Origin of the sequence: Roseibium sp. (genome assembly GCF_965229775.1) — a bacterium.
In the GTDB taxonomy this organism is placed as follows: domain Bacteria; phylum Pseudomonadota; class Alphaproteobacteria; order Rhizobiales; family Stappiaceae; genus Roseibium.
In genome coordinates this window covers 2,670,738-2,697,307 of the sequence record NZ_OZ245929.1, presented here as the reverse complement: position 1 = coordinate 2,697,307, position 26,570 = coordinate 2,670,738, and the positions used below count along the sequence as shown (strand labels likewise).

25 protein-coding genes are annotated in these 26,570 nt (G+C 60.0%); 4 read left to right on the top strand and 21 right to left on the bottom strand.

Going from position 1 to position 26,570, the window contains the following annotated elements:
* Window positions 1-60: 60 nt before the first annotated feature.
* The 3 genes from ACO07N_RS12270 to ACO07N_RS12260 all read left to right on the top strand — a co-directional run bounded on the left by ACO07N_RS12270 (window position 61) and on the right by ACO07N_RS12260 (window position 4,175).
* A complete protein-coding gene (locus ACO07N_RS12270) occupies window positions 61-1,179 on the top strand; it encodes a hypothetical protein (protein ID WP_421981287.1) in 1,119 nt (372 codons plus the stop codon).
* A gap of 69 nt (window positions 1,180-1,248) precedes the next feature.
* The gene (locus ACO07N_RS12265) at window positions 1,249-2,778 is read left to right on the top strand and encodes a lipopolysaccharide biosynthesis protein (RefSeq protein WP_421981286.1); all 1,530 of its coding nucleotides are present in this window, start codon (window positions 1,249-1,251) and stop codon (window positions 2,776-2,778) included.
* A 206-nt stretch (window positions 2,779-2,984) separates the two neighbouring features.
* The gene (locus ACO07N_RS12260; RefSeq protein WP_421981285.1) at window positions 2,985-4,175 is read left to right on the top strand and encodes a hypothetical protein; all 1,191 of its coding nucleotides are present in this window, start codon (window positions 2,985-2,987) and stop codon (window positions 4,173-4,175) included.
* Between the two features lie 86 nt (window positions 4,176-4,261).
* Here the strand turns inward: ACO07N_RS12260 and ACO07N_RS12255 are convergent, their stop codons facing one another.
* From ACO07N_RS12255 to ACO07N_RS12210, 10 genes are all read right to left on the bottom strand, one after another.
* Window positions 4,262-4,849, bottom strand: a complete 588-nt coding sequence (locus ACO07N_RS12255) for a VPLPA-CTERM sorting domain-containing protein (protein WP_421981284.1) — start codon at window positions 4,847-4,849, stop codon at window positions 4,262-4,264.
* Window positions 4,850-5,194: 345 nt separating this feature from the next.
* The gene (locus ACO07N_RS12250; protein ID WP_421984420.1) at window positions 5,195-6,649 is read right to left on the bottom strand and encodes an aspartate aminotransferase family protein; all 1,455 of its coding nucleotides are present in this window, start codon (window positions 6,647-6,649) and stop codon (window positions 5,195-5,197) included.
* 12 nt (window positions 6,650-6,661) lie between these two features.
* Window positions 6,662-7,675, bottom strand: a complete 1,014-nt coding sequence (locus ACO07N_RS12245) for an NAD-dependent epimerase/dehydratase family protein (RefSeq protein ID WP_421981283.1) — start codon at window positions 7,673-7,675, stop codon at window positions 6,662-6,664.
* A complete protein-coding gene (locus ACO07N_RS12240; protein ID WP_421981282.1) occupies window positions 7,672-8,109 on the bottom strand; it encodes an EamA family transporter in 438 nt (145 codons plus the stop codon). Before ACO07N_RS12240 ends, ACO07N_RS12245 begins: the two co-directional genes overlap by 4 nt.
* Before the next feature lie 169 nt (window positions 8,110-8,278).
* A complete protein-coding gene (locus ACO07N_RS12235) occupies window positions 8,279-9,580 on the bottom strand; it encodes an FAD-binding protein (RefSeq protein WP_421981281.1) in 1,302 nt (433 codons plus the stop codon).
* Window positions 9,581-9,585: 5 nt separating this feature from the next.
* Window positions 9,586-11,022, bottom strand: a complete 1,437-nt coding sequence (locus tag ACO07N_RS12230; RefSeq protein WP_421981280.1) for a UbiA family prenyltransferase — start codon at window positions 11,020-11,022, stop codon at window positions 9,586-9,588.
* Between the two features lie 293 nt (window positions 11,023-11,315).
* Window positions 11,316-12,113 (bottom strand): methyltransferase type 11, encoded by a 798-nt coding sequence (locus ACO07N_RS12225; RefSeq protein WP_421981279.1) that lies wholly within the window; start codon window positions 12,111-12,113, stop codon window positions 11,316-11,318.
* Window positions 12,110-13,162, bottom strand: a complete 1,053-nt coding sequence (locus ACO07N_RS12220) for a glycosyltransferase family 4 protein (RefSeq protein ID WP_421981278.1) — start codon at window positions 13,160-13,162, stop codon at window positions 12,110-12,112. The genes ACO07N_RS12225 and ACO07N_RS12220 overlap by 4 nt, the downstream gene beginning before the upstream one ends.
* 6 nt (window positions 13,163-13,168) lie before the next feature.
* Window positions 13,169-13,567 (bottom strand): 6-pyruvoyl trahydropterin synthase family protein, encoded by a 399-nt coding sequence (locus ACO07N_RS12215; RefSeq protein ID WP_421981277.1) that lies wholly within the window; start codon window positions 13,565-13,567, stop codon window positions 13,169-13,171.
* A 57-nt stretch (window positions 13,568-13,624) separates the two neighbouring features.
* Window positions 13,625-14,638 carry a zinc-dependent alcohol dehydrogenase gene (locus ACO07N_RS12210; protein ID WP_421981276.1) on the bottom strand — a complete coding sequence of 338 codons (1,014 nt, stop codon included), beginning with the start codon at window positions 14,636-14,638 and terminating at the stop codon, window positions 13,625-13,627.
* A 98-nt stretch (window positions 14,639-14,736) separates the two neighbouring features.
* Here ACO07N_RS12210 and mdoH point away from each other — a divergent pair, with 98 nt between their 5' ends.
* On the top strand, window positions 14,737-16,560 hold the full coding sequence (gene mdoH / locus ACO07N_RS12205) for a glucans biosynthesis glucosyltransferase MdoH (RefSeq protein ID WP_421981275.1): 1,824 nt from the start codon (window positions 14,737-14,739) through the stop codon (window positions 16,558-16,560).
* Window positions 16,561-16,617: 57 nt separating this feature from the next.
* Here mdoH and ptsN read toward each other — a convergent pair whose 3' ends face one another.
* The 11 genes from ptsN to ACO07N_RS12150 form a co-directional block, all read right to left on the bottom strand.
* The gene (ptsN, locus tag ACO07N_RS12200) at window positions 16,618-17,085 is read right to left on the bottom strand and encodes a PTS IIA-like nitrogen regulatory protein PtsN (RefSeq protein WP_421981274.1); all 468 of its coding nucleotides are present in this window, start codon (window positions 17,083-17,085) and stop codon (window positions 16,618-16,620) included.
* 61 nt (window positions 17,086-17,146) lie between these two features.
* Window positions 17,147-17,734, bottom strand: a complete 588-nt coding sequence (gene hpf / locus ACO07N_RS12195) for a ribosome hibernation-promoting factor, HPF/YfiA family (RefSeq protein ID WP_319385667.1) — start codon at window positions 17,732-17,734, stop codon at window positions 17,147-17,149.
* 310 nt (window positions 17,735-18,044) lie between these two features.
* A complete protein-coding gene (gene rpoN / locus ACO07N_RS12190; protein ID WP_421981273.1) occupies window positions 18,045-19,595 on the bottom strand; it encodes an RNA polymerase factor sigma-54 in 1,551 nt (516 codons plus the stop codon).
* Between the two features lie 88 nt (window positions 19,596-19,683).
* Entirely contained in the window at window positions 19,684-20,439 is a 756-nt protein-coding gene (lptB, locus tag ACO07N_RS12185; RefSeq protein ID WP_421981272.1) for an LPS export ABC transporter ATP-binding protein, read from the bottom strand.
* Window positions 20,440-20,559: 120 nt separating this feature from the next.
* Entirely contained in the window at window positions 20,560-21,129 is a 570-nt protein-coding gene (locus ACO07N_RS12180; RefSeq protein WP_421981271.1) for an LptA/OstA family protein, read from the bottom strand.
* Window positions 21,130-21,132: 3 nt separating this feature from the next.
* Window positions 21,133-21,783, bottom strand: a complete 651-nt coding sequence (lptC, locus tag ACO07N_RS12175) for an LPS export ABC transporter periplasmic protein LptC (protein ID WP_421981270.1) — start codon at window positions 21,781-21,783, stop codon at window positions 21,133-21,135.
* A gap of 48 nt (window positions 21,784-21,831) precedes the next feature.
* Window positions 21,832-22,452 (bottom strand): ribonuclease D, encoded by a 621-nt coding sequence (locus ACO07N_RS12170; protein WP_421981269.1) that lies wholly within the window; start codon window positions 22,450-22,452, stop codon window positions 21,832-21,834.
* A 139-nt stretch (window positions 22,453-22,591) separates the two neighbouring features.
* Entirely contained in the window at window positions 22,592-23,056 is a 465-nt protein-coding gene (locus ACO07N_RS12165; RefSeq protein ID WP_421981268.1) for a c-type cytochrome, read from the bottom strand.
* Window positions 23,057-23,235: 179 nt separating this feature from the next.
* Window positions 23,236-23,667: a c-type cytochrome gene (locus tag ACO07N_RS12160; RefSeq protein ID WP_421981267.1), complete on the bottom strand. Its 432-nt coding sequence runs from the start codon at window positions 23,665-23,667 to the stop codon at window positions 23,236-23,238.
* Window positions 23,664-24,086, bottom strand: a complete 423-nt coding sequence (cueR, locus tag ACO07N_RS12155) for a Cu(I)-responsive transcriptional regulator (protein WP_421981266.1) — start codon at window positions 24,084-24,086, stop codon at window positions 23,664-23,666. The genes ACO07N_RS12160 and cueR overlap by 4 nt, the downstream gene beginning before the upstream one ends.
* Before the next feature lie 9 nt (window positions 24,087-24,095).
* A complete protein-coding gene (locus ACO07N_RS12150) occupies window positions 24,096-26,471 on the bottom strand; it encodes a heavy metal translocating P-type ATPase (protein ID WP_421981265.1) in 2,376 nt (791 codons plus the stop codon).
* Between the last annotated feature and the right edge of the window lie 99 nt (window positions 26,472-26,570).

The window sequence follows — 26,570 nt, the reverse complement described above, 5'->3', positions numbered from 1 at the left end:
CACAAGCGTTAATTTCCGACTTAACGACAAAGCCACCCGATCGTGCACAGGGAGACATTCGTGAACGGACAGAAGATCCTCCTGATCTCAAGACACGATTACAGGACCGGCTGGCGCGCCGGCCGGCACTTCCTCGCCGATGCCTTTCGGGATCTGGGTGCAGCTGTTCAGTTCTTTTCCGTCGGCTTCAGTGCGCTTTCGATGCTGAGCGACGATCATCGGAAAAATCTGTTTGGCCGGGCCAATGCCTGGCAGACCGTGGATGGGATCGATTGCTATCTCTGGCGTTCTCCGGTGCATCCGTTCGGCAGAGGTCTCGGCAAGTTCGAAGGCCTGACCGACACCCTGTTTCGCTGGTGGATCCGATCTGCGTGCAAGGCGCTTGACGATGCGGCGCGCGATGCAGACCTGATTGTCGTGGAATCCGGGATTTCCGCTGCCCTGATCGGCCGCATCCGCCGGTCGGCGCCAAATTCGAAAATCATCTATTTCGTGGCGGATCTGCTCGAAACGATCGGGGCGCACACCTTCATATCGAAACAGCTCTACCGCGACAGGCAGGCAATCGACAGCATCGTGGTCGTGGCCCGGGCGATGGCGCCACACTTTCAGAACTTCGGCCGTCCCGTTTTTTTCGTTCCGCACGGGGTGTCGAAAGCCGACTTCGACGGAATATCCGCAAGCCCGTATGAAACGGGCCGCAATGTCGCGACGGTCGGGTCCATGCTGTTCGACGCGTCCTTTTTCGACGTTGCCGCGGATGCGTTTCCCGATGTTCATTTCCACCTCATCGGCACACCGGGCATTGAAGGCACGTTCAACAATGTCACCGAATACGGCCGCATGCCCTTTCGGGACACCTTGCCGTACCTGAAACACGCGGACGCAGGCGTTGCGCCCTACAGGCAGCGCGCGGACGCCGCCTATCTCGCGGATTCAAGCCTCAAGCTGATGCAGTACGAGTACCTGAGACTGCCGGCAATCTGCCCGGTCTTCGCGGTTGGTGACAAGATCAACCGGCACGGATATGAGCCCGGAGATCCCGACTCCCTCGTTTCGGCAATCACGGCGGCTCTAGGGTCGACGTTCACCGACGAGGCATCGGGCGTGCTTGACTGGAAGGATGTCGCCAATCGTCTGCTTGGCCTCGACCAGGATCAACCACTCATCAAATCTTAAGCGAATTCGGATATTCAACGTACAGGAGCTCCCCACGAGCCGATCGCCGCGAACAGGTCCACTCCGGCGATGCAAACTCTCCGTCGCAAGAAAGGACCGCTCGTCAACCGGGGCGGAGACAGGGACACGAAGCGCGATCCAATGGCATCCATGCTGCGAATGTCGGTCATCAACACCTCCGCGGGCATGTTGTCCATGCTCATGGGTTTCGTGTGCAGCATCATTGTCGCGCGGACGCTCGGTGTCGAAGGCACGGGCATTGTCGCATATGCACTCTGGTTCATGTCCGTCGCGACCGTGGTCTCGGATTTCGGGATGCCGCAGGCCGCACTTCGCTTCATTGCCCGAGACGCGGACGCGGACGTCAGGAAGAGCCCGCTTTTCCGGAACCTGCTCAGACGTTTCGTGCTGACAACCGGGCTGATGGCAGGCGGCATCCTGCTTTACGCCCTCTGGCAGCAGAGCCAGGACAACATGCCGGGATCAATGGTCTGGGTCGCCACGACCGTCCTGTTCCTCAGCTATGCTTACGCAACAATGGCCATCGGTGCCGGTCAGGGTCTCGGGCAATTCGACCGGACGGCGGCGATGACCCTTGTCGGCTGTCTCGTCCAACCGGTGCTGGTCTTTGCAGGGGCCTTCGTGCTTGGCCCCGTCGGCGCTATCCTGGGCCACGCGACCCGTCATCTGCCGCAGGCGCTTGATCTCCGGCGATATGTCGGCGGCCCCCCTCCCGCGGATCGCAAACTGCCGAACGACGTGGTGCTCTACGCGCGCAACAACTGGTTTTCGGGCAGCATATTCGCGCTTTTCGGCGCGCGCATCGAACTCGCGGTCATCGGCTTCTTTTTCACCTTCACTCAGGTCGGCTACTATGCGATCGGGCTGACCATGTCGGGCATGGTTGCGCAGTTCGCGATTTTCAGCCTGGCATTCGTCATTCCGCAATTCGGCGTGCTCCATGATCAAAAGGACGACAGGGCCATCCGGGTTGCTTTCGAGGGCACGATACGCTGGCTTGGAATCGTGATTGCGCCAATCGCGATCGGCGGTGCCTCGATCGCGCCGGAACTGATACCGCTCGTCTTCGGCGAGGACTTCCGCCCCGCCGTCTGGCCGGCCGTGATCCTTCTCGGCTTTTCCATCGCCCAAGCGCTGTCCTCCGTGATTTCCCGCGCGATCCTTGCCAAGGACCGCAGCGCCGACGAGCTGCGCATGACGATTGCATGGTGCGCAATCACCACGGTCGCGCTCCTCCTGATCGTTCCCGCCTTCGGTCCGATCGGGGCGGCGATTGCGCGTGCGGCGGCAAGCGTGCTGCTTCTCCTGATCCTCGGCATCTACTGCCGGCGTGTGCTCCAGCTGAAGATCCCGGTGCTTGCGCTGCTGAAATGCATCTGCGCCGCCCTGCTTTGCGCCGGCACCGCCACGCTCGTTTTGTCCAGGCTCGACGGCATTGCCGGACTACTGATTGCCGTAAGCGCCGCCGCCGTGGTCTATCTCGGCGCGCTGGCGGCGTTTCGCACGGTCCCGAAATCCGAGTACGAACCGGTGTTGACCAGCGTCCGCGATCGTTTGCGCGGCCTGAAAGCAACTTAGCAGCCGGCGTGCGTTGCCTTTGACTCACCTGCAATCGATCCGGTTAAGGCGATATTAGGTCACCACCGCTATGCTCGCGCCATCGACCGCTACTTGGAGTTGTCGCCGATTGCGGATGCGAGCCGCGCCCGGCTGGCTTTTTTGTGGCGGCGCGACGGGGGACCGGCAGTCATGCGCCCAATCAACCGGAAAGACCCATTCGAGCCATGTCCTTGACGAACACCTTCGGCGATCGTTTTGAAACGGTCCTCCACTCGACCCAAAAAGTCCTTTCGAAAGAAGTGGTGAGTGCCTTCTCGGTTGGCGTATTCTCGCTGATCGTTCTGGGCACGCTTGCCCTAGCCTATTTCAACCCGGTCTATAACTGGGACATTCTGGCCTATGTCGGGATCGCTGCCGAAGATCAGCTTGAAAGCCCGGACGACATTCACAAGCTGGCCTATGGCGAAGTGAAGGAAGCGGCATCCGATCTGCAGTTCTACAAGATCACGGCCAGCATCCCCTACCGGGTCAATCAGTACGAGCAGCCGGAGCATTTCGTGTCGCTTTTCCCGATGTTCCGGGTGAAGGTCGGCTACATCAAAGCGATCAAACAGCTTGCAACCGTGACCGGCCGCGTGCACGCGACAACGATCATCTCAACCGTTTCTGCAGCGGCCATCGGGCTCTTCATTCTCTTCTGGAGTGCCCGGCAGAACTTCGTCCAGGGTCTGATGATCATCGGCCCGGCCGCAATGCTGATCGGATACACCTTTTCGGCGCGCGAGGCGACGCCGGACCTCATGATGGCGGCCTTTGCGTTGCCGGCGCTCTATTTCGTCTGCCGTGAGCGGCCCCTTTTTGCCGCGCCCTTCCTGTTCATGATGTTTCTGGTCCGGCCGGACGGGCTCCTGCTGTTCTTCGCGCTGCTGCTTGCAGCGCTCGCCGTCGGCAGGGACCGGCTGGTCTATCTCGCTCTCTTCGCCGGGGCCCTGTTGCTCTATTTCCCGATCACGAGTTCTGCCGATCATCCGGGCTGGTGGCCGCATTTCTATTTCTCGAATGTCGAGTACCAGGATGACATGCGCGGCTTCGATCCGGCCTTCGACGCTGTGCTCTACGTCAAGGCGCTTGTGGTCAATCTCGCCCGGACCGTGCAGGCCTTCAACTGGCTGATGGTGCTGGCGATCTTCCTCCTCGGCTTCGGACTGCTCTTGCGCAACGGCGCAAACGTCTCCAAGGGACAATGGATAGCGGTCATCGCGATCACGCTCTGCATTGGTGGCAAGTTTGTCACCTTCCCGCTCCCGGACGACCGGATCTACCTACCCTACATGCTGCCGCTGCTGGTCGTTCTGATGGAAATCTGGAAACCGGTGTTTTCGCATTCTATCGAGGAAGACCGCTCCCGGGTCTGACAAACCAGCATGTTGATCCGAAAACAAAAACGCCGCCCGGACGGGCGGCGTTTTCAATTCTCAAGTCTACGCCTGAAGCGTTGACCTCAAGCTTTCCTGCGGGACCTGTAAAGCGCCATGCCGCCAAGCGCGGTCAGCAGGAGGATACCGCCAGCCGGGAGCGGAACAACCGTTGCGCTGACTTTCCAGTGGCCCAGCTGCTCAGGCGTGCCGTGGGTCGTCGCATCGACGCTGAAGTTGTAGGTGCCCGGTGCCAACACGCCGATAGTTGTGCTGCCCGTACCGCCGAATACGTAATTCAGGATCGGGTTAAAGAACGTGCCGTCGAAGCCGCCCGTTGTGCCTTCATGCGGCATCCAGCTGAACGCGATCTTCGTTGCCTTGGTGATTGTCATCTCCCAGGCATCTTTGTACTGGGTGTTATTGCGATGACGAATGGTGCCGAAGATGTGGTTCACCGGTCCAGCAAGGGTGAAGGACGGATTGCCGTCCGTAGACACCTGGCTGAAGTCGTCAACCAACGCTGCACCAGCGTCATCCGGGTGACGCGGAGACGGGCCGGACTCGGAAATGTCTCCGACGATTAGTCCAGAAGCCGGTGCAGCGACTGCCGCCCCGGTAAATGCCAGCGGAAGCGCTACCGCCGCCGCAATTGCCAAACTCAGAATTCTCATCTGGTAACTCCTACCAAAACGAACTTTGCCCAAAATGTGATAAAAGCGTGCCCTTTGCACAGAGCCTTCTCAAATCTGTTGGATTCTATCCACATGGGCAAATTAACACATTATTAATGCAACGTAAATAGCGCAAAAAAACAAAAAACTCTTTCAAATCAATATTTTAACAGGACGCTTCTTGATATTTGATTGCCAAAAAGTCAACATAGACAAGATTTCGATCAATTTTCACTGCGCCCAACAAGGCCGGTTTGACCTCCGGGCGTGCTGCCCGGCAAAGCAAAAACCCGCTCTCAATGGAGCGGGTTCTGTCATCCGGATGCAAAGTTGCCGGTTGGCGGGTCAGCCTGTCTGTGACTTGATGAAACCGTTGACGATGCTGACGATTCCCTTGGACAGAAGATCGTCGAAGGCATCGCAGAACGTGTCGACATTCTCCGCCGTGCACACGAGCGGCGGCTCCAGGCGGATCACGTTGCGATTGTACTCCGTGAAGGCCACCAGGATGTCGTAGTCCCGCAGCAACTGCGCACCGATAAAACCGGACAGAGACCCTTTCAGCTTTTCGTCCAGAAGAGACAGCATCGGACGCAGCACGACCGGCATGGTCTTCGAGAAGTCCTGGAATTCGAGACCGACCATCAGGCCCTCACCGCGCACGTCCTTGATGATCTTCGGATATTTCTGCTGCAGTTGCTTCAGACGGGCAATCAGGTGCGCGCCGACCTGTGCGGCGTTTTCGATCAGGTCTTCGTCGTAGAGAACATTCAGCCCTTCTATCGCCGTGATGCTTGCCTCGCCGATCCCGCCGAACGTCGCCTGGGCATGGATCATGGCCGTTTTCGGAGACCCGTAGGCCTTCATGTAGACGTCGCGTTTCGCGATCATCGCGCCCACGGCCGCCTTGCCGGCACCAAGCGACTTCGCCAGCGCGGTCACGTCCGGCACCACGCCATAGTGTTCGAAGGCATAAAACTTACCGGTGCGGCCATACCCGCACTGCACCTCGTCCGCGACCCAAAGGACGTTGTGCGTGTCGCACAGCGCGCGAACGCCCTTCCAGTAGCTTTCCGGTGCGGAGATGATGCCGCCACCGCCCTGGATCGTTTCCAGAACGACCACGCCGATATCGGCATCGGCTTCAATCGCCCGGGTCAGCGCCTCCAGATCGCCGAACGGAACCTTGATGTGATTGTCGACGAGCTTGAAATCGCCCTGGTACAGATCGGAATCCGTGATCGACAGAACACCCTTGGTCTTGCCGTGAAAGGAATTGCCCGCATGCACGATCTTGCAGTTTTTCCTGCCTGAGGCGCGTTCGGCCACCTTGACCGCCGCTTCCATGGCTTCCGATCCGGAGGATCCCAGGAAGACCATGTCCAGTTCGCCGGGCGAACAGGCAGCCAGGTTCTTTGCAAGTGCCGTGGCGTATTGGGACAGGAACGCAATCGCTATCTCGTGGCGGCCTTCTTCCTGAAACTTCTGACGCGCCGCGATCACCCTGGGATGATTATGGCCATGTGCCAGCGATCCGAACCCGCCGAAGAAATCCAGGATCTTCCGGCCGTTCTGATCGACATAGTACATGCCTTCGGCCGTCTCGATCTTGACCTTGTGAAACCCGAGCAGCTTCATGAAATGGAACTGGCCGGGATTGATGTGCTCCTTGAAGAGATCCGCCATTGTCCCTGCGTCAAGCGCCTTGGCCTCTTCGACCGTGATCAGGTCCGGCTTGCCGGGATCGGGCAGATCTGCGCCGGAATGCTCGAAGTCGTCACGAAGTGCGGTGTTCTGCATCATCAGGAATTCCTATTCTGCCGGCTGGGCGGTGCCCTGTCCGATGCCGGTGCCACTGTCTTTTTGCGCGCGGTATTCGTCGTAGGCTGCAATCAGCATGTCCTCGTCCCGATACGCCGGAACCCAGCCGAGTTGACGCTCGCCCTTGGACACATCCAGAACGCACATCTCGTCCGCAATCAGATACTGTTCCGGGTCCATGATCGGCATGTTCAGGGCATCGAGCAGGTCGAGCGTCCGCTTGACCGCGAAGCCCCAGGTCGGCACGAGGAGCGACCTTGAATTCGCATGCTTGACGAGGTCCCCCAGGAGTTTTCTGACCGGCGGCGGATCGATCGACCCGAGGTTATAGGCCTCGTTCGGGACACCCGCCTTCCAGGCCTTGTAGGCCGCGTCGGCGCAGTCATAAACGGAAATGAACTGGTAGGGATTCTTGCCCGAACCGATCATCGGGACCGGCAGGTTGAGGTCGATCAGCTTGAAGAGTTTCGTCAGGATACCCAGACGGCCCGGCCCGATGATGAGGCGCGGCCTGAACAGCGTTATGTCCATGCCGCGCTGCCGCCACTCCTGCGCAAGCGTTTCGGTGTCCAGCTTCGACTGGCCATATTCGCCAAGGGGTGAGACCGGATGATCTTCCGTCATCGGATAGGTGACGGTGTGACCGTAGACCATGTCGGTCGTGTAGTGCACGAGCCGGCCGGCTCCGGCGCGGTCCATCGCCTCGATGATGTTTTTCGTGCCGTCGTAGTTGACCGGATAGAAGAAGTCGTGCCGCTTGGCGCGCACCTGGATCGGTGACAGCATTTTCGCCGACAGGTTATAGACCATGTCATCGCCCGACATCGGCACCGCGGCAATCGCCTCCGGGTCCGTCACGTCGCAACCGATGAAGCGCGCCTTGGCGTAGATGTGCCTGTTCGTGTCCGCGATATCGGCGACGATCACCTCTTCGCCTTCTTCTGAGAGGCGTTTCGCGAGCTGCCGGCCGACGAACCCGTCGCCGCCAAAGAGGATATGTTTCACTTCGGAGTCTCCTCAAGAGAAGCTGTTTGAACCTTGGCCTGCGCCGCCACCGCGTCCTGTTTCGAGCCGCCCTGCGCGATGAAGACCGTGCCGACGCAGATCAGCGCGATCCCGAAAACCCGCATCGCGTTCAAGTCTTCCTGGAAGATGAAGTACGCGTAGACGGCGACGACGACGTAAGCGAGCGACAGGAACGGATAGGCGTAGGACAGCTCGACCTTGGACAGGACGTAGAGATGCGACGCCATGGAAATCACGAAGGTACACAGTCCGAGGAACACGAATGGCGTGAAGACAACCTGCAGCAGTTTGACGACCAGATTGCTGTGCAGCGAGCTGAAATCACCGATCTGGGTCATGCCGTATTTCAGCATGATCTGCGCAGCGGCATTTGTCAGAACCGTGAACAGAATGAAGGGCAGGTAGGTATTCATGCAAGGCCGTCTCCGCACGCGATTTCTATCAGTCGGACTATCCCGTGAATTCAATTAGATTAGATTAATTCGAAATTCTTTTTATTTACCCGCCTTCGTATGAATAACGCTTCGTTACTTGAAAGGCTGGATTTTTATTTGGTTTCAACTATCCTTTGATAACAACCTCCTAATTCAAGGCCGTTCTGCGCCAGAAATCGGAAAGCAGTGCCGGATCGCGCAGGGTCTCGAGTCTCTGCCAGTCGGGAAACGATGCCTTGAACGTCGCAGATGACATTCTGCGATCCTTGTAGGGATTGATTGCCCCGCCCGCCGCAAGGGTTATTTCATCCAGTTCCTGAAGAAGCCGCAGGGTCGGGCTGCCCTTGTCGGGAAAGTCCAGCGTCAGCGTGTAGCCGGCACGCGGGAAACTCATGAAGCCCGGGCTTCGGACCTGGCCGAACCGTTTCAGCACCGTCAGGAACGAACCGTGCCGGTTTGCCTGTGTGCACTCGAGCAGCTTTTTCACCGTCTCGAAACCGGCCTCTTCCGGGATGACGCTCTGGTGCTGATGCAGGCCACGCGGGCCATAGAGGCGGTTCCATCGCCCGATCCGGTCCAGCGGGAAGAAGAACTTTTCAAACCCGACCGTCCGGGTGGAAACACCGGCCGGTGCACCGCGGAAGTAGGTTTCGTTGAACAGCCGGAGAAACGGTCCCTGCAGCGGGGTGACCGGCGGCGTGAACGGCACCTTGAGCGGCGACGCGCTCCCGGCAGCCGGGTGTCCGCCCTCCGTTTCATGATCGCCCGCGATCAGGTGTCCGCGTCCGAAACGCCGTCCCCTGCTGATCGAGTCGAGCCAGGCAACGGCATATTCGTGCCGGTCGTCAGCTTCCTGTGCAAGTCCGAAATATTCTTCGAGATCATTGAAGCGGGTCGTCTCCTGCCTGATCGACGACGCCCCAACGCGCATCAGCTGGACAGTCGCCTTGCGGATCAGACCGGTCAGGCCGAGACCGCCGACGGTCGCTTCGAAGAGACCGGTTGCGTCCCCGGGCCTGATGACGAGCGGCCCCCTGTCCGTCCGGTCCAGATGTATCTCGGTCACGTGACAGCCGAACGTTCCCTTCCGGTGATGGTTCTTGCCGTGGATATCGTTCGCGATGGCGCCGCCAAGCGTGACGAATTGCGTTCCCGGCAAGACGGCGGGGAACCATCCCTTCGGAGCCACCGCGTCGATGAGTTCGGAGAGCAGCAATCCGGCCTCGGCCTCCAGCAGGCCCGTCGTCTCGTCAAAGGAAAGGATCTTGCGGGCTGATCGCGTGGCGATCGCGACGCCGGCGGCGTTCAGGCAACTGTCGCCGTAGCTGCGGCCATTGCCGTAGGGCAGTGCGCCGCCGGATGCGCGCGAGTCATCGAGGAATGCCTCCGGCTTCAACAATCCGGACGTTTCAACGCTCAACCCGCCCCAGCTTTCAACATGTGCGTTCATGGGACTCACCAGACAGCGGCGACGAGGAACAGAAGCGCGCCGCACCCGATCATCAGCTGGCTGCGCCAGTCCTTCAAAATGAACACGATCGGATCCTCGTGCATCTCGTCGCGGCGGGCCAGGATCCAGATCCGCATGATGATGTAGAGGATCAGGGGACACAGCAGCCAGATCATCTGAGGCACGGAATAGGCGCGCTCGATCGCGGGACTTTGAATGTAAAGCGCAAGCACGAGAACAGCGGCAAAACCCGACGTCATGCCTGCCTGGGAAATCGTTTCGAGATCGACGTGCCGGTAGCCGCGGCCGGTGACTTCCCGCGACGCGATTTCGCCAACCTGCTGCAGTTCGGTGAACCGTTTGACCAGTGCGAGCGAGAGGAAGAAAAACACCGAAAAGGCAAGCAGCCAGAAGGAATATTCAATGCTCGCGGCAACGCCACCGGCCAGCACACGGATCGTGTAGAGCCCCGCAAGCACGAACACGTCCAGCAGCAGCATGCGCTTGACCGAGAATGAATAGGCTGTCGTGATGACCAGGTACAGCGCCAGAATGCCCGCAAAACCGATCGGCAGAGCCGTGGAAATCAGGAACGCCATCGCGATCGAGCCGAAAGCCAGAGCGAGGCCGTTCGGGATGCTCAGTTCACCGCTTGCAAACGGCCGTTTCCACTTAGTCTTGTGATTGCGGTCCGCTTCAAGATCCAGCAGATCGTTGAGGATATAGATCGCCGACGCCGAGAGCGAGAAGGCGACAAAGGCCAGGACGGCACTCAGAAACACCGATCCGATGAAGATCTCGTGCGCCATGACCGCCGGGACGAAGATCAGCGTGTTCTTCAGCCACTGGTGCGGCCGCATCGCCTTCAGCGCCGCTTTTGCCTGGCTTCCGCCCGCATCGACCCGGCTGGCACCCGATTGTTTCTGCCATCGGTCGGCCGCCCTGTCCGGGGCCACGACAACCGCTTCTGATGCGGCTTCGAACAGACATACGTCATGATGCGAGTTGCCGTAATATTCGAACCCCAGATCTCCCGCCTCGGCTTCGATCCGGGCCAGTTTGCGCCCCGAGGTGAGGTTGGTTTTTTCGTCGGACGCAAGCACGGCGTCGAACAGGCCCAGATGTTCCGAAACGGCGTGGGCGAGCTTTTCGTTTGACCCGGTTGCCAGCACCAGCCGCCGTCCGAGCGCCTTCTGGCTTTCCAGTCCGGTCACCACTTCGGAGCGGTAGGGCAGAACGGTCACGTCGATCTCGGCCGTTTCGGCCAGGCGGGCCTTGGTGTAGGCGATGCCTCTGAGAACCCAGCCGAACAACGAGAACACGATCAGGGGGTTGCGCCGCAATGCCTGGAACAGGCTTTCCCAAAGCAGGTCCGTGCGAAGCAAAGTCCCGTCCAGGTCAACGTAGATCGCCCTGTTTGAAGTTTCTAAGCGCTGATCCATCACGCAGTTGCCCCGAGACCCAACCCGCTATGTGGCCCTCTGCGGAGCCATCGGAGCGTGATCTCTTTCCCTGATTGCCTTTGTCGTTTGCACACATGACGTGCTCTTTAAGGCTTGAACTACCGGAAATTTCTTAGCACGTGCTTTAGAGAATTTCGGAAGCCCAATAATTATCGGGTATTTTTGCGTAATTTACGCTCATTTTGGACAAAACGATGCGCTTATACTTACTCTTTCCTTAATTTTAAGTGTCTGATTTGACCTATTGCGACAGTGACAAACATTCAGGACCGTCAGCCCGGAAAGGCGGCGAAATCAATGTGTCCGACCGTACACCGGAACCTGCCCGACTTCGCCTGCTCCAGGTGCCCGGTGCGCCAGGCCTCGACATCTTCGCGCGTCGCTCCGTAGCGCGTACCGAGCCGGCTCCAGCCCCCGAGAAACTCTTCCAGGAAACCCGTGTCGGATGGACCGATCTGCCAGTCGGACCGCCCCTGCACCACGTTGTAGCCGGACGCCTTGAACAGCTCGACCGCGCGCGGTGCGGCGCCCGGCCCCAGGGCATTGCCGAAGCCCTTGTCCGACAGCTGGTCGTCGTTCAGCGCATTGCGCATCGCCTCGTCAAGAGGTGCCGCGGGTTCGAACCCGATCCGGCCGTCATAGGTCAAACTGGCAAGGAACGGTTTGCCGGCCCCGACCACGCAGTTCACGAGGCGCTGAAGAAACGGCTCGGAAACCAGATCGAGGAAAGCGGATGTGCTGAGCGCGTCGACCCCGGCAAAAGGCAATGCCTCGACATCTCCGGCAAGATCGATCTGGAGCACGGACAGGTCTCCCGTGCTCTTTCCGCGCCAACGCGACGCCGCCACTTCAAGCAGAGCGGGATCATGGTCCGTCAGGAGCCAGCCGGTGTCTTCGGGCAGATGGTCCTTCAACGCCGCAACCGTTGAGCCTGCCCCGCTCGCAAGATCAAGGATCCGGGGCGCTGCGGCGGGCACATGTTCCAGGAACGCAGCCTCGACGGTCCGGTCTCTTGCGGCAACATCCAGCGGTTCTCTCAGCGCCAGCCATTCGGAAGAAAACCCGCTCATCGGCCCGCCCCGCCCAGGGCATCGGCAAACCGTGCCGCCGCATCCCGCCAGTCCGGAAGCGCTTCGGCTGCGCGCCGCGCCGCTGCAGCCATATCGAGGCGCGCGCGTTCGTCGCTCAACAGCGACTTCAGCGCAGCGCTGAGTTTCCCGATGTCCTCCGTTCCACAATAGATCGCGGCGCCGTCCGGAAGCGTATCGGCAACGGCACCACCACCGCTGCCGATCACGGGGAGCCCGTGCGCCAGCGCTTCCGTGTAGGCCATGCCATAGCCTTCGTAACGGCTTGCCAGCACGAAGACGTCCGCCTTCCGGTAAAAACCGGAAAGCTCGCCGGGTGCAACGGCGCCCTTGAACGTAACGCGGTCGGTAAGCGCGAGCGCGGACAGCTGTTCCTGCAGCGCGGCATGGCACGCCGGGTCGGCGTCAAGTCCGCCGACAATGTCCAGGTGCCAGTCGAACTCCCGAAGACCGTCGAGCGCGGCAAACAGCAGATCGTAGCCTTTGCGCCTGACCACAGTGCCCACCGAGAGCAGCCGAAGCCTGCCGGTGGCTCTGCGCGCCGCGCAGTCCTGCTTTTCGGTTCCCGGCAGAACGACGGTGATGCCGTCAGCTGCAACGCCAAAGAGCTCCGCGACCTGCGTGGCCGTGGCATGACTTGTCACGATCACGTGCCTGGCGTGGCCCAGCGCGTTGCGCTCGCTGTCAAGAAGACCTGACGCCTGCGCGCCGGATAATCCGGTTTCACGGCACAGGGGATGATGGACCAGGGCGACAAGATCGAGCCGGCCGGAAGTAAACGCAGCAACCTCCGGCATGGCGCCGAAAGCGAGGCCGTCGACAACCACCAGGGCACCGTCCGGGAGCCCGTCGAGCCCGGTCCGGGCCTCTTCAAGTGTTCCGGCATCGGGGAAGGGAAATCCCGCGCCGAGCGGCACCAGCTCCACCTGCCAGCCAAGGTCCTGCAGTCCGGCAATGATCTTCCTGTCGTAACCGTATCCGCCTGTCGGCGTATCCAGCTCTCCGGGGTAAGCGAAATAAAGCCTGTTCATGCGATGTCAGATCTTGGCCTCGTACCAGGCGCGCGCGACGTGGGATTCCGAAATCGTGACCCGCACGGCGTCGAGTTCGTTTCCGGGACGGCCAAGCCGGCCTTCGCGCGCTGCCCTGGAAAGGTGATCATGTATGTGCTTGGTCAGGAATTCCGTCGTCGTGTTGACGCCTGCGAACTCCGGAACATCGTCAAGGTTCTTGTAGTTGAGCGGCTCCAGAACCTCCTTCAGGGCTTCGTGAGCCCGGCCGATATCGATGACCACACCGTTGTCGTCGAGTTCCCCGGACAGAAAGGCCGCGTCGATGACAAAGGTCGCACCGTGCAGGGCCTGCGCCGGTCCGAAAAGCTCCCCCTTGAAGGAATGGGCAATCATGACGTGGTCGCGAACTTCTACTGCAAACATTTCCTGGTTCCTGAAACTGCGGGTGAAACGGGCATCTGAGAAAAACCGAGCCCCGTTCTAGCAAGTTTTTTCGTCATAGACGACAAGGGTCATCAGCACATCTGACGCTTTGTTCAACAAATCGGGAAGCCGGTCGGGCAAGTCCGCGAAGGCGAGTCTGTGGCTGATGAGACAATCCAGAACCGGGTCCTTCAGCAACGTCAGCGCTGTCTCCAGGCGGCGCCTGTAGGTCCAGCGCGCCTGGCGTTCCACCGCTATGGTGCCCACCTGGCTGGACACAAGTTTCAGGCGGCGGCAATGAAAGTCGGCACCCAGCGGAACGGCAACGTTTTCAGCACCATACCAGCTCATTTCGATGATGGACGTGCCGTCTCCGGCGCATTCCAGCGCGGTTGAAAGTCCGGCTGCCGTGGCACTTGCATGGAACACGATGTCCTGGTTTCGCGGCGCGTTTTGCGGCAGTGCAAAAGAAAGTCCGAGAGCATGCGCAGTTTTTGCACGCTCAGGGTTTGTATCGATGACGGTGACCGCTGATCCGGGCAGCTGTCCGGCAACGTAAGCTGTCAGGAGACCGACGACGCCGCCACCGACCACGCAGATGTGATCCCCAGGTGATGGTTTTCCGTCCCATATAGCGTTAATCGCTGTTTCCATATTGGCTGCAAGAACAGCACGTTCCGGCGAAACGCCATCTGGAATCGGCACACAGGCATCGGTTGGGAGAGTGAAGGCACTTTGATGCGGGTAGAGCGAAAATACGGTTTGGCCGGCAAGAGCCGGATCGCCCTCACGCACCGTACCGACCGCGGCGTAGCCGTATTTGACGGGGAACGGAAAGTCTCCCGTCTGGAACGGTGCGCGCATGCGTTGCCATTCGCTCTGCGGGACCTCTCCACGAAAGACAAGCCCCTCCGTGCCGCGGCTGACGCCGGAAAAGAGCGTGTCCACGAGCACCTCTCCGCCTTGCGGTCGCTTTGCCGCAACCGGCTTGATTTCGCATTGCATTTTTTCGGTGTACCACAGCGCCCGAGCCTCGGCTGTGTCGCGCGTCACCACCCCTTTGTCCGTCATTCCCGTAACGTTCCGCTTGTTCACTTGGCCAGTGTCAATATCAGGACATTTTGACATGCGCACTATCGCCACGATTGCCCGGATTGGAAGTCACAAAAATGTTTCGAGTCTCTGACCCCTCCCGTTCAGACATTTCAGCGCGCAAAATGACGGTCAGGCGGCTTTTATTCGCCGCACTGCTTGCAATCAGCTTTTTCGGGCTGACGGCACTGATGGCGGTCACCCTGTCGCCCGGCGGGCTGACACCGCTCGACCTGTTCATCTTGCTCTGCTTCATGGTGACGCTTCCCTGGACGATCATCGGGTTCTGGAACGCGGTCATCGGCCTGCTGGTCATGCGGCTTTCGCGCGATCCGGTGAAAGCGGTCTGTCCCATCGCTCCCGGCAACGCGACCGCACCCCTGACGAGTTCGACGGCATTGCTTTCGTGCGTGCGCGACGAGGATGTCGACAGCCTTGAGAAAAACCTCAGCGCGATGGTGTCCAACCTGATCCGCTCAGGCCACGCGCCGCACTTCAAGCTGTACGTTCTGAGCGACACTTCGCAGGACACGATCGCTCTCCACGAACAGGAAATGGCGGCCCGGCTGTCTCAGAGATTTGACGGGCAGATGGACGTCGTTTACCGCCGCCGGTCCATGAACACCGGATACAAGGCGGGCAATATCGAGGACTTTTGCGAGCGCTGGGGCGATGAACACGACTTTGCGCTTGTGCTTGACGCCGACAGTTACATGTCCGCGGACGCCATTGCGACGCTTGTACGCCGCATGGAAGCGAACCCGAATGTCGGTATCCTGCAGAGCCTCGTGGTCGGCCTTCCGACCGACAGCGCCTTTGCACGCGTCTTCCAGTTCGGCATGCGGCTCGGCATGCGCTCCTACACGATCGGCAGCGCATGGTGGCAGGGCGATTGCGGACCGTACTGGGGTCACAACGCACTTCTGCGGCTGAAGCCGTTCAAGGAGCATTGCCGCCTGCCGGTCCTGCCCGGCAAGGGTCCGCTCGCCGGAACGATCCTGTCCCATGACCAGGTGGAAGCGGTCCTGATGCGCCGTGCGGGCTATGAGTGCCGCGTGCTTCCGCTGGAAACCGGCAGCTACGAGGACAATCCCCCGCATCTGCTGGAATTCATCCGGCGGGATCTGCGCTGGTGCCAGGGCAATCTCCAGTACCGGCGCCTCATCGGCATGAAGGGCCTGAAACCCGTCAGCCGCGCGCAACTGGTCCTCGCGATCCTGATGTTCCTCGGTTCTCCCGCATGGATCGGCTTCATGGTCGGTGCCGCAGTGCTGGGAATGACGACGGACTATGCCCCCTATCGGGCGGACACGGGCGTCGTGATGTTCTTTACAGTGCTCAGCATGGTTTTCGCGCCCAAGATCGCGACCGTGGTCGACGTGCTTGCGCGCCGCGACCTCAGAAAGGCGTTCGGCGGGCCAATCCGCATTCTGGTTAGTTTCGGGTCTGAAATCGTCTACTCGGCCATGCTTGCGCCGATCATGGCGGTTGCGCACACGATGTTCATGGGCGGTCTCGCCATTGGCAAGACGATCGGATGGGGCGCACAGGCGCGCGGCGTCGCACGCCTTCCCCTGTCCCTGGCAATGTCCAAGCTCTGGCCGCAGACGCTTTTCGGCATCGTGGCGTTCACCTGGTTCTCGTTCCAGCCGATCGAACTTGTCTGGCCGATCCTGCCCATCGCAATCGGACCGTTGCTCGCAATCGGGATCGCGGTTGCGACGTCGACGAAGTCGCTCGGCAAACTCGGGATCCGGTCAACACTGTGGCGCATTCCCGAAGAAACCGCGCCACCACCGGAACTGGCCGCTCTGCACCTGGCGGCCCTGTCCAAAGGAGCCTCCCAGACGGCGGCGCAGCCGGGCATCGTCCAGGGCGACCCGGAACCCGCAGAGGTCTGAAACAAAAAAGTCCGGCTTTCGCCGGACTTTTTTCATGGAGCAAATTGCTCTAATCGATTAGGCCGCGTTGGACGAGGCGATCGGTTGAATGAGGAAATCGTAGATCTCTGCAGCGTCCGCGGACGCGCGCACCCCTTGCGTGACGGATCCGTCCCGAAGCTGCCTGGCAATTCTCGCCAGGGCTTTCAGGTGGTCCGCGCCGGCGCCTTCCGGTGCGAGCAGCAGGAAAACCAGATCGACGGGCTCATCATCAAGCGAGTCGAAATCAACCGGTTTTTCCAGTTTTGCAAACAGTCCCACCAAGCGGTCCAGACGCGTCAGCTTTCCATGAGGAATGGCAATGCCGTGGCCGACACCGGTCGAGCCCAGACGTTCGCGTTGCAGCAGCGTATCGAAAATCTCGCGCTCCGAAAGCCCGGTCAGTTCGGCTGCACGGGAAGACAGTTCCTGAATTGCCTGTTTCTTGCTTTTGGCCTTCAGGCCGGCAATTACCGCGTCTTTACCCAGAAGATCACTAAGATCCATAAGTTCGCCTACAAATCCTGGAAGCCGGCCTGCACTTGGAGGCCAGCTTCGTCCGCATCATCTATTCGGCAGCCTCGCCGGCCACCAGTGCAGGGTCTATCCACCCTATATTGCCATCCGGCCTGCGGTAAACAACGTTTACGCCACCGTTTGCCGCATTTTTGAACATGACGACCGGCGCTTCGGTCAGATCCAGTTCCATCACCGCCATGCCAACCGTCATGGTCTTCACCTTCGCCGAAGTCTCGGCAATGACGAGCGGATTGAAATCCGCCGGCAGTTCCTCGTCGTCCTCCGTGGAGGCGAGCACGTAAGACGCTGCTTCAAACGCTTCCCGACCGTTGCCATTGTGGCTGTGGTGGTCTTTGAGCTTCCGCTTGTAGCGGCGCAGCCTCTTTTCGATCTTGTCCGCGGCAACATCGAAACTGTTGCGCGGATCCTGATCCTGTGCAGACACCTGTAGCACGATTCCCGTGTCCAGATGCAGACTGCACTCGGACTTGAAGCCTGTGCCCTCCCTGCTGAGCGTAACGTGGCCAGTGAATCCACCCGTGAAATACTTCGACAGGGCGTCTTCAATCCGGTCTGTGATGTGCTCGCGCAGTGCATCGCCCACATCCACATTTTTACCCGAAATCCGCAAAGCCATGGGGACCTCTTCTTTTTCTGTTGGCCGTTAGTTCATCGGCCGCAGCCGATGCCGAGACGCGAAACGCCTCAGGTCCACAATGGACCAGTCAGCGCCAGAGCGCCATCCCCTCATTACGTCATGAGGGCGGTGCTATAATTGCGCTAACGCAAAGTGTCAATTGTAAATAAATAGGTGCGCGTCGACTGCGTTAGAATAGCGTATATCCAACATTTTATTTACGTGGACATCACAAAACAAAATCGAACTTGTGTGGAATTTCGGGGCGTTCCGAGAAGAAACCGCATGCGGGCAAAAGCACGCCGGAAAGCTACAATCTGGTGTTTTTCTCGCGCCGGCGCTGCACCGAAGACCCGATTTTCATGGCCTCGCGATACTTGGCCACGGTGCGCCGGGCAATGTCGACGCCGTCCTCCTTGAGAGTTTTGACAATCGTGTCATCGGAGAGGATCGCTTTGGGGTCTTCAGCATCGATCATCGTCTTGATGCGATGACGCACGGATTCGGCCGAATGGCTGTCACCGTCACCCGTGCCGGAGATGGCCGAGGAAAAGAAATACTTCAATTCGAAGATGCCGCGCGGTGTCGCCATGAACTTGTTGGAGGTGACCCGGCTCACGGTCGATTCGTGCATGCTTATGGCTTCCGCGACCGTCTTCAGGTTCAAGGGGCGCAGGTGCTCGATGCCGTAGGTCAGGAACCCGTCCTGCTGGCGCACGATCTCCGTCGAAACCTTGAGAATGGTCTTGGCGCGCTGATCCAGGCTCTTGGCAAGCCAGTTCGCGGTCTGAAGCGAGTCGGTCAGGTATTCCTTCTCGGTCTCGTTGCGCGCCGTCTTGATCACCGTTGCATAGTAGGTCTGGTTCACCAGCACCTTGGGCAGGGTGTCCGAGTTCAGCTCCACCGCCCATGTCCCGTCATTTGCCGGCCGCACGAAGACGTCCGGCACCACCGGCTGCACCAGCGCCGAGCCGAAGGCGCTGCCCGGCTTGGGGTCCAGAGCGCGGATTTCGGCGATCATTTCGATCAGATCCTCGTCGTCGACGCCGCAGATCTTCCGCAAGGTTTGCAGATCCCGCTTTGCAAGCAGTTCGATGTTGTCGATCAGCGCTTCCATCGCCGGGTCGAACCGGTTTTTGTCGATCAGCTGCAGCTTCAGACATTCGGCCAGATTGCGTGCGAAGACGCCGGCGGGCTCGAAGGTCTGCAAGACGCCGAGAACCGTCTCGACACGGCCAAGATCAACACCCAGCTGTTCGGCCGCGTCATTCAGGTCCAGGTAAAGATAACCGTTCTCATCCAGCGAGTTGATCAGATGGCCCGCAATCAGCTTGTCGGCCTCGTCGCTGAGCGCCAGATTCATCTGTTCTTCAAGCGATGTTCCAAGAGAGGCCTCTTCGGCGACAAAAGCTTCGAGATTGTAATCCTCGGAGGCTGCGCTGCTGGATGCGTTCTTGTAGCTGTCGCCGGATTTCAGCTGGGCAGGGTCAGGAGAGGCCGGGACCCCGGGCTCATCGGGAAAGACATTTCCAAGATCCGTGTCCATTCGCGACGCAATGGCTTCCGAGCCTGTTTCCAGGTCGTTCTGCATCCAGTCGCCGGCATTCGGCTCTTCTGTACCTTCGGCAGCGCCATTGACGGTTTCCGGGGTCTGGCCGGCGGCCTCCGGCGCGTCGGGGGCGCCGCCTTCGCCAGCTTCGCCGTCCCCCTTTTCCAGCAGCGGATTGCGCTCGAGTTCAGCCTCGACGTAGGAAACGAGATCAAGGTTGGACATCTGCAGAAGCTTGATCGCCTGCATCAGTTGCGGCGTCATCACCAGCGATTGGCTTTGCCGCATCTCCAACTTTGTTGAAATGGCCATCGAGTTCCCAGGCGCGTGTCGCTTCTAGTGGTCTGCTTTTTGCTTCTTAGTTACAGACCTGCACTATACCCTAGCTCGATACTCGTCATCAAAGCGTAAATTGTTCCCCCAGATAAAGTCTGCGTACATCGGGATTCGTGACGATTTCCTGAGGCAGACCTTCGGTGAGAACCTCGCCAGAAGCAATGATGTAGGCCCTGTCGATCAGGCCCAGGGTCTCGCGGACATTGTGGTCCGTGATGAGGACACCGATGCCGCGCTGGGTCAGATGACGCACAAGTTGCTGGATGTCGCCGACTGCAATCGGATCGATACCGGCGAACGGTTCGTCAAGCAGCATGAAGGAGGGGCGGCTGGCGAGCGCACGCGCGATTTCCACGCGCCTGCGTTCACCGCCCGACAGGGCGATGCTCGGCGACTTGCGCAAATGCGTGAGACCGAATTCCGCCAGAAGCGAGTCGAGTTCCTCGCGCCGTTTCTGCCGGTTCGGCTCGATCACCTCGAGCACGGCACGAATGTTCTCCTCGACGGTCAGCCCCCTGAAGATGGAAGCTTCCTGAGGCAGGTAGCCGATCCCCAATCGAGCCCGGCGATACATGGGCATCTTGGTGATGTTGAAGCCTTCAAGAAGGATCTGCCCCTGGTCCGGACGAATGAGGCCGGTGATCATGTAGAAGGTTGTTGTCTTGCCGGCACCGTTGGGTCCGAGCAGACCGACGGATTCGCCCGGCTTCACGGTCAGGCTCACATATTTCACCACCTGGCGGCGGCCATAGGTCTTGCCGATACCGTCGACCACAAGTGCCTGCGACAGGTCGTCTCCGGGCACCTCTTGATCAGGCATTGTTCCGTGCAACCCGTCGTAATCCGAAGATGAAATCTTCACTTAAGAATATCCAATCAATCGCTGCATCAAGACCGTTTCGCACACCGGGACATGTCCACCGGTCCGGCACACAAAGTATCAGTTTTCTTCTACGCTGTTGGGCATGATCCGCACCTTGACGCGCCCGCCGCCACCGCCGGAACCGGAGACTTTCCCCTTGGCCGCGGTCAGGTTCGCCTGCCCGGTCTTGAGGTTGACCGTCAACTTGTTGCCGACCACCACATTGGGCCCCTGGCTGAGAACGACTTCGCGGCCGGTCATCACCATGATTTCCTTGTTCATGTCGAAGCTTGCCGCGTCGCCCTTGGCGGTCTGATCCTTGGACGTGACGAAAACACCGCCTTCCGCCTCGAGGCGTGAAATGCGTTGCTGCACGGCCCCTTCCCCGGCGGACGCACCCGAGCCGGCATAAAACACCTTGAGCCGTTCCGTTTCGAGGCTCGTTTCGCCCTGAATGACGACGACGTCCCCGACAAAGGTCGCCGTGTTGTTGTTGTCCTCGACGAGAAGTTCGCTCGCCTCGATCTCGATCGGCTCTCCGTCGTTCGATCCGAACCCGGCGAAGGAATCGGAGAAGGTCTGCGCCTGCACGGCCGATGAAAGGAAAACGGCGGCAACCCCAAGAGCAAGGCGTTTCAAAACTGTCATCTGCTATTGTCCTTCCGAAGCCGGATTGATCGTCATCTTGATACCATCCGAAAACCGGACGAGGCCATTTGCCTTATCATAGGAGAGATTACCGGACTGAACATGCCCTTGATCGGAGCGAATTGAAACCGGTTCGGATGTTTTCATGGCGCCGTTCTTCAAATTGACGTCCACGACAGACAGGTCGACCGTGTACCCTTCGCTCCATTCGATCTGGATACCGTCATATAGGCGCAAGGTTTCAGCGGCATTGTCATAGGTGCCCTTCAGGGCAATGATTTCGGCGCTCTCGTCCTTGCCAAGGACGATGTCCGCGCGGATGGTCTCCAAATCGATGATCCGCGGATCGCTCAACCTCTGGATCGCACGGCGCGCGGTGACCTTGTAAGAACGATCGCCATCATGGCCCGACAATTCGGGATGATCCATCACCAGTCCCTCGCTTGTCAGCATCACGTTGGCCGCACCGAAACCGCTCAGGACATTGAACAGCACGACAAGCCCGGTCATGCCGGCCAGGATCAGCAGACCGATCGCCGGGAAGGCCCAGCGCAGCAGACGCACCAGCAGGCTGTGACGGCGCGCTGCCCGCTGCACACGGCTGAGCTGATGCCCGGGAACTGCATTCCCCAAATGTCCGCTGGTGATACTCAACAAACTCTCCAACTGCGGCAATGGCGCCGATCACACGCGCCGCCATCCTCAGGAATGCGCGAAAATGTCCGTTTCTTCCCATCCCTTGAGATCAAGTTCGGCGCGCGTCGGCAGAAACTTGAAACAGGCCTCCGCGATATGGCTGCGTTCTTCCCGCTGCAGCATGAACTCCAGTTTTCTCTTCAACGCGTGCAAGTGCAGCACATCCGAAGCCGCATAGGCCAGCTGCGCATCCGACAGGGTTTCCGCCGCCCAGTCGGAACTCTGCTGCTGCTTTGAAAGATCAACCCCGAGCAATTCACGGGTGATGTCCTTCAGGCCATGCCGGTCCGTATAGGTCCGCACGAGTTTCGAAGCGATCTTGGTGCACCAGACCGGCTCGACCTCGATGCCTAGATAGTGCCGCAGCACGGCGACATCAAACCGGGCAAAGTGAAAAATCTTCGGTTTGGCCGTGTCGGTGAGCAAACGGGCGAGGTTGGGAGCCTCGCTCTGTCCGCGCGCGATCTGGACGACATCCGCCGTGCCGTCCCCCGAAGAGAGCTGCACAACGCACAGCCGATCGCGGTGCGGGTTGAGCCCGAGAGTCTCCGAATCGACCGCAACAGCCTCCGCCGCCGCGTAGGCCGTCAGATCAGGAAGATCTTCCTTGTGGTATCTGATGGTCATGTCGCGCGGTCTCCTCTTGCCTTGCCGGATATGTCTCAATACCGGAAATGTTTGACCGTGAGGTAAAACATGCGGCCGGTCGTGGCAAGCGCATTGCCGGATGCCTGCTTTGAAGACGCTGCGTCAGAACCGGAAACCGCTACTTTTTGATCCGAAAGGCCTCATGACAGGACTTGCAGGTCGCCGCGACCTTCCCGAAAGCCGCGGCGACGGCCTTCTGTTCAGCTCCCTGGGCCGCCAGGTCCTTGAGCGTCAGTGCGGAGGATTGAAGGCTCTCGGCATAGGCGGAAAATTTCGGCCAGTCCGCCCAGATCTCCGGGCTGGCCTCCGAAGGGTGCTGGAGACTGCCTTCGGGAAACAACCCTGTCATCGCGTCGCCTGCGCGCGCGGCAATGGCCGAACCTGCCCGCGCGACTTCAGCCGGATCATAGGTGGTGGTGCCTTTCAGCATCTGTCCGACAGTCTTGACGTTCTGACTGATGTCCTCCATCGCGTCCATGCGTTCCTTGACGATGCCCGTCGCACCGCCATGTGCCCACGCAGCGCCTGCGGCCAAACCAAGCAGGCCGACAGCAAGCGCCGCCGAACGTGTTCCGATTTTCATCTGGATGATCTCCCTCCTAGTGCGGTGAATTTGAAGTTCGCATCATTGCTGCAGCAGTCTCCGAAGCGAACTTCAAATTCGTAGACCGCACTAGAAACATAGACTTGCTAGTCACCTTCTTGAATCTGAAGTTCGTTCGAAGCCCGCGGCAAAATGAGACGAACTTCAGATTCAGGTGACTAGTAGATACCGTTGGCTCGCTGCAGCGACCTCACAAATGCAACAATCTTTCCCACATCGTCCTGGCTCACCGTCACCACGGGCGGCATGTTGCCGAAGCGCCAATGGTGCGCGCGCACTCCCTGTGCAGCCGCCAGGTAAAACGAGCCGTCGGAGTGATGACCCGGCTCATAGATCTTGTGGACCAGAGGCGGCCCCATTCCCTGGCGCCCGTCAGCAAGATCTCCGTGACACATGGCGCAGTTGCCCTGGAAGAGTGCCTGCCCTTCCAGCGCAACCCCAGACAACTCCGGCACGCGAACCTGAACCATCGCACCGCCGGCCCCGGAGGGTTGCGATGCCTGCTGATGCTGTGACAGCCAGAAAGCAGCGCCGCCCAGGACCAGGGCGAGCGACACAGCGGCCGTTGTCAGGATCCGCGCCCGGCTCATCCCGATTGCTCCTTGCTGTCCTTCTTCGGATCGCTCCTGCCGGCAAGATCATCAATGATCGGACAGGTCGGCCGGTTGTCGCCGTGACAGGCATCGGACAGCGTCGTCAGGACTTTCTTCAGGGATCTCAGTTCATCGATCTTCCGGTCGATCTCGGTGATCTTGGACTGCGTGATGGCCTTTACATCGGCGCTGGCCCTGTTGCCGTCTTCATAGAGCGACAGCAACTCGCGGCATTCCTCGATGGAAAACCCGAGACTGCGCGCCCGCTGAAGGAATTTCAGCGTCTGCAGGTCCGTGTCCGAGAAGTCGCGATAACCGTTTTCGCTGCGGAGCGGCGTGACGAGACCGATATCCTCATAGTAGCGGATCGTCTTGACGGGAAGCCGGCTTTGTTCAGATGCGGTTCCGATGTTCATTTCAGGACCTCAAAGCTTCAGTGTGCGCAAACGCAACGCATTCGTGATCACGGAAACCGAAGACAGGCTCATCGCCGCTGCCGCCAGCATCGGCGACAACAAGACCCCCAGCACCGGGTAGAGTATGCCCGCCGCAATCGGTACCCCGACCGAGTTATAGGCAAAGGCAAAGAAGAGGTTCTGACGGATGTTCTTTACCGTCGCGCTGGCGAGCGTCCGTGCCTGGAGGATGCCTTCCAGATCCCCCTTGAGCAGGGTCAGGCCAGCGCTTTCGACCGCAACATCCGCTCCGGTTCCCATGGCGAGGCCGACATCGGCGGCAGCCAGAGCCGGTGCGTCGTTGACCCCGTCGCCCGCCATGGCGACCCGGTGGCCACCAGCCTTGAGGTCTTCGACGAGTTTCTGCTTGTCTTGCGGCAGGACACCGGCGTGGACCTCGTCGATGCCAAGCGCGGCAGCAACCGCCCCGGCCGTTCGTGGCGCGTCACCCGTTGCCATGACGATCTTGACGCCGTCGGCATGAAGCGCGTCGATCGCCGCCTTGGCGTTGTGCTTCACCGGATCGGCGACTGCAATCGCGCCCTGGAGTAAGGGCTGACCGGCAAAATCCTGCACAAGAAACATGACTGTCTTGCCGAGTTCGGCAAGCTCTTCGGCGCGGCCCTGCAGCGTATCGAGATCGGCTCCCGTTTCGCTTGCGAATGCCGCATTGCCGAAGATGACGCGGCTGTTTCCGATCATTGCCGTCACGCCCTTGCCCGTCACGGCCTCGAAACCGGTCATCGCCGGGATATCCACGTCCCGCTTGCGCGTCACCTCCAGGATCGCCTCCGCTAGAGGGTGCTCCGATCCCTTTTCAAGCGCGGCCGCAAGGCCGAGCAGATGGTCTTCGCTCACACCGTCATTCGGCAGGATGTCGGTCACAACAGGCCGGCCCTCCGTCAGGGTACCGGTCTTGTCGACGACGATGACATCGACCTCAGCCAGGTGTTCCAGGCTTTCGGCGGTCTTCACGAGCACACCGGCCTGTGCACCCCGGCCCGTTGCCGTCATGATCGACATGGGGGTTGCAAGCCCGAGCGCGCAGGGACACGCGATGATCAGGACCGAAACGGCGGCAACGATGCCGTGCACGAGTGACGGGCTGGGCCCGAAGACCAGCCAGGCGAAAAAGGCGAGCACCGCGACCGCGACAACGGTGGGAACGAAATAACTTGCGACACGATCCGCGAGGCCCTGGATCGGTGCGCGGGAGCGTTGCGCGGAAGCGACCATGTCAACGATTTTGGCGAGCATCGTGTCCTCGCCGACGAGCTGCGCCTGCATGATCACGGAACCGGTCTTGTTGAGCGTACCGCCCGTGACCTTGGCTCCGGGCTGTTTTTGCACCGGCACCGGTTCACCCGTGACGAGGCTTTCGTCGACGGACGAGCTTCCCTCCAGCACGACGCCGTCGACCGGCACCGCTTCGCCGGGACGAACACGCAGCCGGTCGCCGGCCAGGATGTTTTCCAGAGGCGCGTCATATTCTTCACCGTCATCGGCGACGCGCCGCGCCGTCTTGGGCGCAAGATCGAGCAGGGCGCGGATGGCGTCCCCGGTGCGTTCTCTCGCGTTCAGTTCCAGGACCTGACCGACAAAAACCAGGGCGATGATCACGACGGCCGCCTCGAAGTAGACAGGCATGTGTCCGCCCGCGCTTTTCAGTGCCTCCGGGAACAGGAACGGCAGGAAGGCCGCGATCATGGAATAGAGATAGGCCGTGCCGACCCCGATCATGATCAGGGTCCACATGTTGAAATGCCGGGTGACAAGCGACGTCCAGCCCCGCTGGAAAAACGGCAGGGCGGCCCACAGAACGACCGGCGTCGCCAGAATGGCCTCCAGATAGATGGCAACACCTTCGCCGATCCAGTCGCGGACCGGCACCCCGACCATCGGTCCCATGGTCAGGACGAGGAGCGGAATGGCGGCAGCAACGCTTACCCGGAGACGGCGGGTGAAATCGATCAGTTCGTGGTTGGGTTCGTCCGACACGCCGCTCATCGGCTCCAGTGCCATGCCGCAGATGGGACATGTGCCCGGACCTTCCTGAACGATTTCCGGATCCATCGGGCAGGTGAAAAGCGCACCGGAGGCGGATTTTTCCGCATCCAGCTTCTTCTTTTTCTCATTGTTGCCGGACAGGTAGAAGTAGGGGTCGGCGTCGAACTTGTCGTGGCACTTCGGATTGCAGAAGTGATAGGTCTCGCCCCTGTATTTCAGCGACGGCTTGCCCTTGCCCAGCGTCACCGACATGCCGCAGACCGGGTCGACGGCCTGATCGGCATCTGTGGGGCTTTCCAAAGTGGCAACGGTTTCCTGCATGATCGGCGCGCTCTTCATCAAGACTGATTACACGCGTCAGTTAGGGCCTCCAGTCACTGGAAGGTCAATCTGAAAAACCACGTAGGCCTTCTTGCCGGGCAACGCCGGGCACGGGCG